At 70.3% G+C, this 13,982-nt stretch carries 8 protein-coding genes; 2 read left to right on the plus strand and 6 right to left on the minus strand.

The genetic code is table 11. The features are described 5' to 3' along the window. Positions 1-23 precede the first annotated feature (23 nt). Positions 24-2,108 carry an N-6 DNA methylase gene (locus tag FBY35_RS32765; protein WP_186357119.1) on the minus strand — a complete coding sequence of 695 codons (2,085 nt, stop codon included), beginning with the start codon at positions 2,106-2,108 and terminating at the stop codon, positions 24-26. Positions 2,109-2,358: 250 nt separating this feature from the next. Here FBY35_RS32765 and FBY35_RS32770 point away from each other — a divergent pair, with 250 nt between their 5' ends. Beyond that, on the plus strand, positions 2,359-3,159 hold the full coding sequence (locus FBY35_RS32770) for a hypothetical protein (RefSeq protein ID WP_142217547.1): 801 nt from the start codon (positions 2,359-2,361) through the stop codon (positions 3,157-3,159). Between the two features lie 58 nt (positions 3,160-3,217). Here the strand turns inward: FBY35_RS32770 and FBY35_RS32775 are convergent, their stop codons facing one another. Beyond that, entirely contained in the window at positions 3,218-3,949 is a 732-nt protein-coding gene (locus tag FBY35_RS32775) for a TioE family transcriptional regulator (RefSeq protein WP_142217548.1), read from the minus strand. Between the two features lie 58 nt (positions 3,950-4,007). Here FBY35_RS32775 and FBY35_RS32780 point away from each other — a divergent pair, with 58 nt between their 5' ends. Next, the gene (locus FBY35_RS32780) at positions 4,008-5,210 is read left to right on the plus strand and encodes an erythromycin esterase family protein (protein ID WP_142217549.1); all 1,203 of its coding nucleotides are present in this window, start codon (positions 4,008-4,010) and stop codon (positions 5,208-5,210) included. Between the two features lie 6 nt (positions 5,211-5,216). Here FBY35_RS32780 and FBY35_RS32785 read toward each other — a convergent pair whose 3' ends face one another. The 4 genes from FBY35_RS32785 to FBY35_RS32800 form a co-directional block, all read right to left on the minus strand. Beyond that, complete coding sequence (locus tag FBY35_RS32785) at positions 5,217-5,999, minus strand: HNH endonuclease family protein (protein ID WP_260848889.1); 783 nt, start codon at positions 5,997-5,999, stop codon at positions 5,217-5,219. Positions 6,000-6,525: 526 nt separating this feature from the next. After that, positions 6,526-10,056: a transcription-repair coupling factor gene (gene mfd / locus FBY35_RS32790; RefSeq protein WP_142217550.1), complete on the minus strand. Its 3,531-nt coding sequence runs from the start codon at positions 10,054-10,056 to the stop codon at positions 6,526-6,528. Between the two features lie 246 nt (positions 10,057-10,302). After that, entirely contained in the window at positions 10,303-12,873 is a 2,571-nt protein-coding gene (locus FBY35_RS32795) for an ABC transporter permease (protein ID WP_142217551.1), read from the minus strand. Next, positions 12,870-13,658, minus strand: a complete 789-nt coding sequence (locus FBY35_RS32800) for an ABC transporter ATP-binding protein (protein ID WP_142217552.1) — start codon at positions 13,656-13,658, stop codon at positions 12,870-12,872. The genes FBY35_RS32795 and FBY35_RS32800 overlap by 4 nt, the downstream gene beginning before the upstream one ends. Positions 13,659-13,982 lie beyond the last annotated feature (324 nt).

Consider the following 13,982-nt stretch of genomic DNA (forward strand, 5'->3'; position numbering starts at 1 on the left):
GTGAGGACTCGTTGTCCGATGTGTCACTCCGGTCCCACTGTTCCGTCCGTCAACCCGTCGTACAGCCCCTGGACGAGCTGCTCTCCGAGGCGGCCGGCCGTGCGCAGCGCGTCCTCGAACGCGGCCAGTGCGCGGAAGCGTGCCCCGTAGCGCTGCTGGTCGGCGAGGCGCAGCCGGGGCAGCTGGAGACGGCGGACGTCGAGCCGGGTCGCGGTGGAGGCGAAGCTGCTGGCCTGTCGGTTGTTGGCGGTGCCCCGCAGGAAGCCGGCGAGGAACCACGGGTCGAGCGCGGCCGGATCGGGGTGCAGCAGCTGGAGGTTGCGGCCGAGGGCCGCGCCCGCCGTGGCCCGGTCGACGACGCGCACGACGGTCCCGCCGCCGAGCACGGGCACGACGACATCGCCCTCCTCGACGCGTACGGGCTCCTCGTCGGGACCCTCCGGGAGGGTGCCGGACGGCGCGGTCCCGGCGAGGACGTCGTGTTCGGTGAGCACGGGCACGGGGGCATGGCCCGCCGGAGCGGTGCCGGAGCCCCCCGCGCTCAGGACGAGCGCACCCGCGCGGGCCAGTTCGCCGACGGTGGTGACGGGCCAGGGCGCGGGCTCCGTGGCCGCGGCGGGCGCCGGGGTGAGCTCGCCCGTCAGCCGGAGGGTGTCGGTGAGCCGGTCCCGTACACGCAGCAGCTCTTCCGCGCCGCCGCCCGCGGCCGGGGGCGGCAGATGCCGGGCAGGGGCCAGATCCACGTCGTCGTCGAGGAGTTCGATGACCGGCATCGAGCGGCTGACGCCGGGCTGCTCCTCGGCCGTGCCGCGCCGGTCGAACGGCCCCCAAACCCGAAGCACCGCGCTCTGGAGGGCCTGCCAGTCGAGCTTGTCGCGGCCGCCGCCCGCCCCGGCCGGCTCGGCGGTGTCGACGAACAGCAGCTCCTGCGCGGGGGCCTGGCCCGCGACGGGCTTGCGCAGCACCCACAGGTGGAGCGGGATGCCGTACGGGGGCGCGGCACCCGCGGGCAGCGCGACGACGGCACGCAGGGCGCCGCGGCGCAGCAGCCCGGCGCGGATCCGGCGGCCCGAGCGGCGGGACGCGGCCGCGGGCGGCATCAGCAGGACGGCCGTGCCGCCGGGGCGCAGCCGGGCCAGCGCATGCTGGACCCAGGCCAGTTCGGACTCCGTGCGGGCCGGGAAGCCGTACTCCCAGCGCGGGTCGTAGGCGAGTTCCTCGTGGCCCCAGTTGCGCTCGTTGAAAGGGGGATGGCACAGCACCGCTTCGGCGGTGAGCTCGGGGTACGCGTCGGCGCGCAGGGCGTCGCCGGCCGCGGCCCGCACATCGGCGTCGGTGTGCAGGGCCAGCCGGAGCGCGGTCAGCGCGGCCAGGCCGGGGTCTGCCTCCTGCGCGTACAGCGCGGCCGGGCGGTCGACGGCACGCAGCAGACTGCCGGTGCCGGATGCGGGGTCGAGCACGGTTTCGGCCGGTCCGGCGAGGGCCGCCATCAGTGCGGCGGGCCCGGGCGGCGTGAGGGTGTACTGGCGCGGGTTGGCGTCGAGGTGACGGCCCAGCAGAAACTCGAACGCCTGACGGGCCCCGAGTTCACCGGCGAGCTCGCCGGTGGAGCGGAGGAGGCGCAGGTCGGCCCCGCCGCCGTGTGAGTCGCGGAGCCCCGGCGGGGCTTGGGGCGAGGCCTGCGGCAGGGTGGGGAACAGGCTCACCCGGGCGTCCCCGAAGCGCGCCGCCAGCACCTGCTCCAGCGCCGTCGGCAGCAGCTCGGCCATCCGCTCGTCCGCGGCGGCGGTCAGCTCCTGCCACGTCGTCGGCCGCTCCTGTACGAGCAGCAGCGCGCACCCCACGTGGACCAGCGCGCCCACCGCGCCCGCCGGATGGTCGGCGACCTGCTGCCATACCCTTTCACGCAGCGGGACTTCGGCCAGTTTGCCCTGGTCGCGGAGCCAGCGTTCGACGTCGGCGAGGGCGAAGGACGGACTGGTCTCACTGCCGCCGACGGGCTTGGGGAAGTCGGCGTGCCTGCGCCGCCAGTTGCTGACGGCGGCTCGGCCGACCCCGGCCAGCCGTGCGATTCCGGCGGCGGTCAGCTCGCTTGCGTTCTCCGACACCCGGCCGTCTCCCCTCGTCCTCACCGCTCCTGCGGCGCCGATTCTACCGGGCGAACGGAAGAACCCACTTCACACCGGGCCATCGACCTGTTCACAGAATGCTGGTTGACTCGGTTCACAGGCTCTGATCTGATGTGACCTGTCGCCACACGGAGCTCTCGACGAGCCCGTCACGCACTCTCGGGGGGTGCGGGCGCCCCTCACCCCCTCCCTCCTGTCCCCAACGTCTCTTCCTCCCCGGAGAACCCACATGTCTGTCATCGCTCCCCGCCGCCTCGGGCGCATCGCTCTGTCCACCCTGTGCGCCACCCTCGCGCTCGCCGCCGCGGCCTGTAGTCCCTCGGACGGCGCCGGCCGGGACACCAAGGGCGCGCCGGCCACCAGCACGAAGGCCAAGGAAGGCGCGTTCCCCGGGCTGTCCGGCCCGCAGATCGCCAACAAGGCTTTCAAGGCGACCAAGACGGCCACCTCGCTGACGGTCGACTTCGCCGCCCGGACGACGGACGGCAACATGAAGGCGTACATGTCCATCGATTCCAAGGGCGACTGCAAGGGGACGCTCTCCCCGGGCGGCACCGGCACGGCCGAGCTCATCAGGGTCGGCGACAACGCCTACATGCGCTTCGACGAGGCATTCCTGCGCAGCCAGGACGAGGGCGGCTCGGCCGAGGAGACCGCAGCGGTTCTGAAGATACTCAAGGGGCGCTGGGTGAAGTCGGACGCGTCGTCGCCGGACGACAAGGAGCAGCTGGAGTTCTGTGAACTGAAGACGTTCCTGGGGCAGTTCAAGGAAGGCTTCAACCTGATGCGCCGGGGCGAGGAGACAACGGTGAACGGCCGGAAGGTGCTGACCCTGACGGAGAAGGACGGCGACACGAGCTACAAGGTGTACGTCGCGACAGAGGGCGAGCCCTATGTACTGAAGGTGGAGCAGAAGGGCGGCGAGGAGCCGGGCACGATCACCTTCTCGGCGTTCAACAAGCCGGTGGGCGCGGCGAAGCCCGCGGCCAAGGACATCGTGGACCTCGACGAGGAGGGCGCGGCCCAGTGAGCCGCCCGCGCCGCCCCCCGCCGCCGTTCGGGAAGCCGCTGCGCGCCCCGCGTGATCCTCATCCGCGCTTGCGTAGGTACGCCTCCAGCTCTGCGGCTCCGGTCAGCATCGCCCGCCCGCGGGCGGACAGCCGCCCGTGCCAGTCGCACAGTGCGGCCTCCAGCGGCTCAAGCCCGCCGGCCGCCCGCACCTGGGCGATCAGCGGGGCGATCTGCTCCAGCAAGTAGCCGCCCCGCCTGAGCTGGTGGGCCAGCCGGGCGTCCCGTACGTCGGCCTCGTCATAGACGCGGTAACCGGTCCGCGGGTCGCGACGCGGGCGCACCAGCCCGGCGCGCTCCCATGTGCGAAGCGTCGCGGACCGGATGCCGAGCTTCCCTGCCAATGGCCCGATGAACGTGCCGCCGGGCCCGGACACCACGGATGGCTCGGAGGGCGCGGTGGGCTCCAGGTCACGCAGTGCGCTCTCCACGGCCTGGAGGGTCCGGCGGTCGTCGAGGAGCTGGGCGTGGCTCTCGTCGACAAGGCGGAGTGCCTCCTCGACCGCGTCCTCGTTCACCGCCCGCATGATCGACAATGCCGTCCGGTGACCGTGGCCGGGCACCAGGGCGAGGAACGCGCGCAGGGCCGCCGCGTGCAGCGAGGTGTAGGTGCGGTAGCCGTGGGGTGTGCGACCGGCGGCCGGAAGGATGCCGGCCTCCTCGTAGTTCCTGATCGCCTGCGTGGAAAGACCGTGCCCGCGCGCCAGATCAATCGGCCTGAGCCGTTCGCCGGTTTGAAGGTTTCGCCCCATGAGGCGGACGATATCGCGGCAATGTTTCAACCGAAGGTTCAACGATAGCGTTGAAGGCATGGCTACTGACATCAAGGACGCCGCACATGCCGTCGAGGCTGCCGCCGTCATGAGGCTGCTCCCGGCCCGTCCCCGGCTGCTCGCCCTGGGCGAGCCCACCCACGGCGAGGACACTCTGCTCGACCTGCGCAACGAGCTCTTCGAGCAGCTCGTCGAACAGGAGGGCTACCGGACGATCGCGATCGAGAGCGACTGCCTGATGAGCATGGTCGTGGACGACTACGTCACCTCCGGCACGGGCACGCTCGACGAGGTCATGGAGCGCGGACTCAGCCACGGCTGGGGCGCCTTCGCGGGCAACCGCGAGCTCGTGGCCTGGATGCACGCCTACAACGCCGACCGGCCCGCGTCCGATCGGCTCCGCTTCGCCGGTTTCGACGGCCCGTTGGAGATCACCCACGCCGCGAGTCCCCGGCAAGCCCTCACCGCACTCCACGGCTACCTCTCGGCCCGGGTCGACGCGGACCTGCTCCCCTGCACCGCGGACACACTCGACCGCCTGCTCGGCACCGACGACGGGTGGACCAATCCCGCCGCGATGATGGACCCGGCCCAGTCAGTGGGGCAGTCGGCCGAGGCCAGGGAGCTACGGCTGCTCGCCGACGATCTGGTGGCACTGCTCGACGCGCAGACGCCGCACCTGATCACGGCGAGCTCGCAGGACGACCGGGAACGGGCGCGCCTGTACGGGCGTACCGTAACCGGCCTGCTGCGCTACCACTACTGGATGGCCGACACCTCGCCGGCTCGCATGACCCGGCTGTGCGCGCTGCGGGACTTGATGATGGCCCACAACCTCATCGCCCTCGCCGAACGGGGCCCGGCACTCGTCCACGCCCACAACTCCCATCTTCAGCGGGCAAAGAGCACGATGCGGATGTGGGAGGGGCAGGTGGAGTGGTGGAGCGCCGGGGCACTGGTGAGCGCCAGGTTCGGTGAGGAGTACGCCTTCGTTGCCACGGCCCTCGGCACGATCCGACACCAGGGAGTGGACACCCCGCCCCCGGACACCGTCGAAGGACTCCTGTACGCGCTTCCGCAGGACCGCTACGTCTTCGGCGCCCCGCAACTGGCCACCGCCCTCGGCGGCACGCGGCCCGCGGCCCGTACATCACCCTGGTTCGGGTACTCACCGCTTGACCCGGCCCAGCTGGCGGACAGCGACGGCATCGTGTTCGTCAAGGACGTCCCGCAGCGCTAGGTCCTGTCAGCCGCGGCACTGCTCCAGCATCATCTCCTTGTCCGCCGCCGTCACTGGAAGGTCGTACTTCAGCGACACCTGCGCGAAGCGCACCACGTAGGAGCAGCGGATCTGCTTGTTCGGGGGCAGCCAGGCCGCGGGCCCGGAGTCGCTCTTGGCGCCGTTGGTGGGACCGTCCACGGGAATCAGGTTGAGCGGGTCGTTGGCGATGTCCTCCCGCTTGCCCTTCGTCCAGCGGGACGCACCCATCTGCCAGTCGTACGACAGCGGCATGACGTGGTCTATCTGCACCGTCGTGGCACGGGACTTGGTCCACTCGATGGTCTTGCCGGTGTAGGGGTCCTGCAAGGTCATGGAGGTGACGACGCAGTCGGAGCCGGCCCGGAAGCGGACTTTCTCACCGTCGCGCTTCAAGAGATCGTTTCGCGAGTCACAGCCATTGTGAGCAAAGGGGATGCCGCCTGGAGCCGAGTCCATCCAGGCGTAGCCGAAGCGGTCGCGGGCGTACCCGGTCTTGGGGCCGCGGCCCTTGGTGGCCACCTTCCCGATCAGGGCGCGGGCGGCGGCCCGGTCCTGTTCTGAGGTGAGCGGGGCGAGGCCCGGCTTGGTGCCGTCGGGGTTGGCGAGAGGGCTGGTACCGGCGCCGGTGGCCGGGGCGGCCGTGGAGCCGGTGGCTTTGGCGTCGCCGGGCAGCCCGGTCCCGTCGCAGGAGGAGAGCAGCGCGGTGGCGGCGGCGGCCGCCAGGCCGCCGGTGAGTGCGCGCGATATTCGGACCCCGAGTCTGTTCACGTCCGTAGGTTACTGACACCGGCCCCAAGTCACGTACGGAATAGTCGCTTTCGTTCCGCTATCGTCCGCGCCAGGGCGTCGCCTGGCGCTATGCGGAGTGGGCGCGTAGCGTCGAAAGCACCCTGGTCCTCTGAGGAAGGACGTACATATGGGGACGCCTGCACAGCGATAGATCAAAGACACATACAACACGCACCGCCCGCGGAGCCGAGCCGGCCCCCGTGGGCGGTGTGGCGTGTCCGGGCCCGCCCCACCTGCCCGACCTCTACCACCGCGACGACCCGGAACTGCTGACCGCGAAGGCCCGCACGGCAGCCGACTGCACGCGGGCGTCGAGTCCCGCAGCCCGTCCGAGGAGGCGGACCTGATGGGCGTCGCCGCCTGGTCGATCGCCCATGGCTTCGCGAAACGCTGCTGCTGAGCCACAACCTGGAACGCACGGTGGGCGACGGCGACCCGGAGGAGGCCTTCCGCGCACTGACGGGCCTGACATTCAGAGCGCCCTGACGGCTGGGACGGCGACGGGTTACGAACCGAGGATCGTTGTCAGGAACTCCCCCGTCCACCCCAGCAGTTCCCGCCCCACCACCGGCTTCCCTCCGATCTTGCCCGCCGTCGGGCGGGGCACCAGGATCTGGCGGGTCGGGGCCTTGATGACCGTGCGCGGGTAAAGCCGCTTGAGGCGGAGTTCCTGCGACTCCCTCAACTCCACCGGGGCGAAGCGGATGTTCGCTCCCTGGAGCACGATCTCGCCGACCCCGCAGGCCCGTGCCAGCATGCGCAGGCCCGCCACCAGGAGGAGGTTCTCGACCGGCTCGGGGAGTTTGCCGTAGCGGTCGGTGAGTTCTTCGCGGACGGCCTTGATGTCCTCCTCGGTGTTCGCCGAGGCGATCGCCCGGTAGGCCTGGAGCCGCAGCCGCTCGCCCGGCGCGTAGTCGTGCGGGACATGCGCGTCGACCGGGAGCTCGATCTTGACCTCCAGCGGGGGCTCCTCCTCGACGCCGCCCTCCAGCGAGGCGCGGTAGTCCGCCACCGCCTCGCCCACCATGCGTACGTACAGGTCGAAGCCGACGCCGGCGATATGGCCGGACTGTTCCCCGCCGAGGAGATTGCCCGCGCCGCGGATCTCCAGGTCCTTCATCGCCACGTACATGCCCGCGCCCATTTCGGTGTGCTGGGCGATGGTGGCGAGACGCTCGTGCGCCGTCTCCGTCAAGGGCTTCTCCGGCGGGTACAGGAAGTACGCGTAGCCCCGCTCGCGGCCGCGGCCCACCCGGCCCCGCAGCTGATGCAGCTGCGACAGACCGAAGTTGTCGCCGCGCTCCACGATGAGCGTGTTCGCGTTGGAGATGTCGATGCCGGACTCGACGATCGTCGTGGAGACCAGCACGTCGAACTTCTTCTCCCAGAAGTCGACCACGACCTGCTCCAGCACCGACTCCGGCATCTGGCCGTGGGCCGTGGCGATGCGCGCCTCGGGGACGATGTCCCGCAGGCGGGCCGCCGCGCGGTCGATGGACTCGACGCGGTTGTGGATGTAGAAGACCTGGCCCTCGCGCAGCAGTTCACGGCGGATCGCCGCGCCGATCTGCTTTTCCTCGAACGGGCCGACGAAGGTCAGCACCGGGTGCCGCTCCTCCGGCGGGGTGGTGATCGTCGACATCTCACGGATGCCGGTGACCGCCATTTCGAGCGTACGGGGGATGGGGGTGGCCGACATCGTCAGGACGTCGACGTTGGCGCGGAGCTTCTTCAGCTGCTCCTTGTGCTCGACGCCGAAGCGCTGCTCCTCGTCGACGACGACCAGTCCCAGGTCCTTGAACTTCGTCTCCGACGAGAACAGCCGATGCGTGCCGATCACGAGGTCCACCGCGCCGTCCCGCAGACCCTCCAGCGTCGCCTTGGCCTCCGTGTCTGACTGGAAGCGGCTCAACGCCCGTACGTTCACGGGGAATTGGGAGTAGCGCTCGGAGAAGGTGCCGAAGTGCTGCTGTACGAGCAGGGTCGTCGGGACCAGGACCGCGACCTGCTTGCCGTCCTGGACGGCCTTGAAAGCGGCCCGTACCGCGATCTCCGTCTTGCCGTAGCCGACGTCGCCGCAGATCAGCCGGTCCATCGGGACCGTCTTCTCCATGTCCTCCTTGACCTCGGCGATGGTGCTCAGCTGGTCGGGGGTCTCCACATAGGGGAAAGCGTCCTCCAGCTCGCGCTGCCAGGGGGTGTCCGCGCCGAAGGCGTGGCCGGGGGCCGCCATGCGGGCGGAGTAGAGCTTGATGAGGTCGGCCGCGATCTCCTTCACGGCCTTCTTGGCGCGCGCCTTCGTCTTCGTCCAGTCCGCACCGCCGAGCCGGTGCAGGGTCGGAGCCTCGCCACCGACGTACTTGGTGACCTGCTCCAGCTGATCGGTGGGGATGTACAGCCGGTCGCCGGGCTGGCCGCGCTTGGCGGGGGCGTACTCGACGAGCAGATACTCGCGGGTCGCGTTCTGCACCGTACGCTGCACCATCTCGACGTACCGGCCCACGCCGTGCTGCTCGTGGACGATGTAGTCGCCCGCCTCCAGGGTGAGCGGGTCGATCGTCTTGCGGCGCTTGGCGGGCATCCGCTGGCCGTCCTTGCCCGCCGCCTTCTGGCCGGAGAGGTCGGTCTCGGTGAGGACGGCGAGCCTGAGGGCCGGGTCGACGAAGCCGTAGTCGATCGAGCCGCACGCCACATGCACCAGGGACGGGGAGATCTCGGCGAGGTCGGCGTCGAGGCGGGCTGCGATGCCCTCCCCGCCCAGCACCTCGACAGTGCGGGCCGCGGGGCCGTGGGCCTCGGTCACGAACACCGTGCGCCAGCCGTCCGCCAGCCAGCCCTTGGTGTCGGCGAGCGCGCGGGCCGTGTCGCCCCGGTAGCTCTCCGGGGCGTGCATGCCCAGCTTGAAAGTGTCTTCCGACAACTCTTCGTCGGCGGCGAAGGGGGATACGGACCACCACATCAGCCCGAGTTCGCGTGCCCTCTCCCGTACGTCCGCGATCCCCCACAGAGAGGCCGCGTCGACGTCGATCGGCGCCTCGCCCCCGCCCGCGGTCGCCGCCCAGGACGCCTGCAGGAACTCCTGGCTGGTCGCCACCAGGTCCGCGGCCCGGGTGCGCACCCGCTCGGGATCGCAGACCACGGCCATCGAGCCCTGCGGCAGCACGTCGAGCAGCAGTTCCATGTCGTCGACCAGAACCGGGGCCAGGGACTCCATGCCCTCGACCGCAATGCCCTCGGCGATCTTGCCGAGCAGTTCCCCCAGCTCGGGATGTTCCTCGGCGAGGGCCGCCGCCCGCTGCCGTACGTCGTCCGTCAGCAGCAGTTCACGGCAGGGCGGCGCCCAGAGCCCGTGCTCCGCCACCTCCAGCGAGCGCTGGTCGGCGATCTTGAAGTAACGGATCTCCTCGACGTCGTCGCCCCAGAACTCCACCCGCAGGGGGTGCTCCTCGGTCGGCGGGAAAACATCGAGGATTCCGCCGCGCACGGCGAACTCGCCGCGCTTCTCGACCAGTTCGACCCGGGAGTACGCGGCTGCCGCGAGGCCGTCCACGATCTCGTTCAGGTCGGCCTGCTGCCCGGTGCGCAGAGCCACAGGCTCCAGGTCGCCGAGCCCCTTGACCTGCGGCTGCAGTACGGAACGGATCGGCGCGACCACGACGGAGACCGGCCCGGCGCTCGGGTCGTCCTTCGAGGGATGGGCCAGCCTGCGCAGCACCGCGAGCCTGCGCCCCACGGTGTCCGAGCGGGGCGAGAGCCGCTCGTGCGGGAGGGTCTCCCAGGACGGGTACTCGGCGATGCCCGCCTCGGGCAGCAGCGAACGCAGCGCCGCGGCAAGATCCTCGGCCTCCCGCCCGGTCGCGGTGACGGCCAGCACCGTCCGCCCGGTCTCCCGGGCGAGCGCGGCCACGGCAAAGGGGCGGACGGCGGGCGGTCCCACCAGGTCGACATGCATACGGTGACCGTCGCCGGCAGCCTTCACCGCTTCGGCGAGCGCCGGGTCACGTACGACGGCATCGAGCAGACCGTGCAGGCTCATGAAGGGCTTCCATCCGGGGCGGGGGTGGGCAACGCGAACCGCCCGACACGTGGAACGGGCCGGGGGTCTTAAGCCTACGACGACCGCGCGCCCCCCGCCGTCCGGTTCCGTTACGGGGCAAAGGGCCCACGGCAGAGCAAAGGCCCGGCCCGGGGTGTTTGGAGGAACACCCCGGGGCCGGGCCCCCTTACCGTAGCGCCCCCGTCGCTACTCCCCCGTTGTCCCCCGCTTCCCCCGTTGCCCCCGCTACTCCGTGGCGATGGCGTTCAGCACATTCATCCGGCCCGCCCGGAAGGCCGGGACCAGGGCCGCGAACAGGCCGACGAACGCTGATGCCACGAAGACTGTGATGATCGTCGGCCACGGAATCTCCAGGACTCCCAGGCCCTCCAGAGCCAGCAGCTTCTGGGCCGCCGTGCCCCAGCCCATGCCCAGGCCGAGGCCCAGCAGGGCACCGAAGAGGGCGATGACCACCGATTCCAGGCGGATCATGCGGCGCAGCTGGCGGCGGGAGAGACCGATGGCGCGCATCAGGCCGATCTCCCGGGTCCGCTCGACCACCGACAGGGCCAGCGTGTTCACCACACCCAGCACCGCGACGATGATCGCGAGCGCCAGCAGGCCGTAGACGATGTTCAGCAGCTGACCGATCTGGTCCTTCAGGTCCTGCTTGAAGTCGGTCTGGTTCTGCACCTTGTACTGCGGGTACTTGGCCATCGACGCCTTCAGGGCCGCGTAGGCCTCCTTCTCCTTGCCGTCCTGGGCCGTCGCGAACATGATCACGTTCTGCGGCATCTTGGCGGCAGGGACGTACTGAGCCGCTGTCGTGATGTTGGTGTACATCACGCCCTTGTCGATGTTCGAGTCGTCGGAGGTGATCGCCGCGATCTTCAGCCCGGCGGTCCGCCCGTTCTTGAAAGCGACCTTGATCGTGTCGCCGACCTTGATGCCGTGGCGCTTGGCATAGCGGTCGCCCACCGACATCGCGTCCTTGCCGTACGCCGCTGAGAGCTCGCCCGCGACGGTCTCGCGGCGCAGATCCTGTGCGTACGTCGGATCGGCGGCGACGAGCTCCTCGTCCTCCGTCCTGCCGTCGGGGGCGGTCAGCTTCGCCTCCACACCCTTGTAGTCGGTGACGTGATCGATGTGCGGGGCCTTCTTCAGGGCCTGCTCGACCTGCGGAATGATCAGCTGGCCCTTGCCTGACTGGATGATGAAGTCCGCGCCGACCGACTTGTCGAGCTCGCTCGTGGCCGAGGCGACCATCGAGGACCCGACCACCGAGAGGCACGCCACCAGCGCGAGGCCGATCATCAGGGCGGCGCCCGTCGCTCCGGTGCGGCGCGGGTTGCGCAGCGCGTTGCGCTCCGCGAGGCGGCCGACCGGACCGAACATCCGCAGGACGAGCGCGCTGATCACGCGCACCACGACTCCCGCGAGCAGCGGGCCGATGACCACGAAGCCGATGAGCGAGAGAACCACGCCCAGGCCGAGGAACATCGAGCCCTCGCTCGCCTTGTCGGCGCGGGTGGCGACCAGGAGCGCGGCCGCGCCGCCGCCGGTGAGCAGCAGGCCGATCGCGGCCCGGATGCGGCCCGCCTTGCCGTCGGCCGGCGTACCGGCGTCGCGCAGGGCGGCCATCGGGGAGACCTTGCCCGCCCGCCGCGCCGGAACATAGGCGGCGACGACGGTCACAACGATGCCGAGGACGAGCCCGACGACCGGGGTCGTCCACTTCACCGTCAGGTCGCGGGTGGACAGCTCCATACCCATGGAGCCCATCAGTTTCATCAGCCCGACGGCCAGGCCGACACCGGCGGCGACGCCCGCGACGGAGCCAACGACTCCGAGCAGCAGTGCCTCGACCAGCACGGAGCGGTTGACCTGCTTGCGGCTGGAGCCGATGGCCCGCATCAGGCCGATCTCACGGGTGCGCTGGGCGACCAGCATCGAGAAGGTGTTGACGATCAGGAAGATGCCGACGAGGAGAGCGATCCCGGCGAAGCCGAGCATCGCGTACTTCATCACGTCGAGGAACGAGCCGACGTCCGCGCGGCCGGCATCCGCGGCTTCCTTGGCGGTCTGCAGCTTGAAGGGGGCGTGCAGCGTCTTCGCGACGTTCTGCTTGAGCTGTTCGTCGCTGACGCCGTCGGCGCCGGTGACGGAGATCCGGGTGAACCGGCCTTCCGCGCCGAGCAGTTCACGCTGGGCGGTGGGGGTGTCGAAGTAGACGACGGCCGCACCGGGGTTGGTGACCTTGAAGGAGGCGATGCCGGAGATCTTGGCCGTGAAGTCGCCGGTGACGGCTATGGTGCGCAGTTCGTCGCCGATCCCCAGGTGGTGCTTGTCGGCGGTGTCGGCGTCGACCATCACCTCGGTGGGGCCGCGCGGCGCGTGGCCGGAGGTGATCTCCATCGCCTTGAGGTCGTTCGAGGTCCAGTTGGCGGCGATCGTGGGAGCGCCGTTGCTGGAACCCATGTCCTTGTTCTCGGAGTTGACGACGGTCACGTTCATGGAGGAGACGCCGCCTTCGGCGGACTTCACTCCGTCCGCCTTCGCCACCGTCCCGACGAGCGAGGCGGGCAACGACTCGGGCTTGCCGGTCTTCGGGTTCTCGTCGTCGCCGGAGCCCTTGGGGGTGACGGTGACATCGGACGCGGTCGCGGCGAAGAGCTTGTCGAAGGTGGTGTTCATCGTGTCGGTGAACACGAGCGTGCCCGAGACGAAGGCCACCGACAGCAGCACGGCCACCGCCGAGAGCGCCATTCGCCCCTTGTGCGCGAAGAAGTTGCGCAGGGAGGTCTTGAGTACGGTCACGACGTCCGCCCCCGAGCGTCGAAATCCTTCATGCGGTCGAGTACGGCGTCGGCGGTGGGCCGGAACATCTCGTCCACGATCCGGCCGTCGGCGAGGTACAGGACACGGTCCGCGTATGAGGCGGCAACCGGGTCGTGCGTGACCATCACGATGGTCTGGCCGAGTTCGTCCACGGACCTCCGCAGGAAGCCCAGCACCTCTGCTCCCGCACGGGAGTCGAGGTTTCCGGTCGGCTCGTCGCCGAAGATGATCTCGGGTCGGGCGGCGAGCGCGCGGGCCACGGCGACGCGCTGCTGCTGACCGCCGGAGAGCTGGGTCGGCCGGTGCTTCAGCCGGTCGGACAGGCCCACCGTCTCGACGACCCGGTTCAGCCAGCCCGCGTCCGGCTTACGGCCGGCGATATCCATGGGGAGCGTGATGTTCTCCAGGGCGTTGAGCGTGGGCAGCAGGTTGAATGCCTGGAAGATGAAGCCGATGCGGTCCCGGCGCAGCTGCGTGAGCTTCTTGTCCTTGAGCTTGGTGATCTCGGTGGCGTCGAGGTAGATCTCGCCCGAGGTGACGGTGTCGAGACCGGCCAGGCAGTGCATGAGCGTCGACTTGCCGGACCCCGAGGGGCCCATGATCGCGGTGAACTGCCCGCGGGCTATGTCGACGTCGACATGGTCGAGCGCGACGACGCGGGTCTCCCCGGAGCCGTAGGCCTTGACGACCTGCCGCCCTCGCGCGGCGACGGCCGTTCGCCCTCCGGTGTCCCCGTGCAGGGAAGTGGTCACAGCCGTTGTCACTGTATTTCTCCTATGTCGGTGATCAGTTGGTGTCGCCGCGTACGGATACGAGTCTGTCGGCGGAAGCGGTCCGGCGCGCTGGTGCGCAGCGCAGTCTTGGGCCGGGGGTTTTCCCCACCCCCCGGTGGCGCGGGCCCCAGCTGCGGCCGTAAGACCAAGTTAAGGAGTCGAACGCCGCCTCCTCGTCGTCCCCCGGGACGAACGTCTCCCTGGCATCAGTAAGGAGGAGCCCTTAGGGGGACTCCACCTCCGGGTGGACCCGCACGGACCGAGCCTGCACCCTCCCGCTGCGTGAGGCTCAAGTGAGAAGGTGTTCCGGGAAAT

Origin of the sequence: Streptomyces sp. SLBN-118, assembly GCF_006715635.1 — a bacterium.
GTDB lineage: Bacteria > Actinomycetota > Actinomycetes > Streptomycetales > Streptomycetaceae > Streptomyces.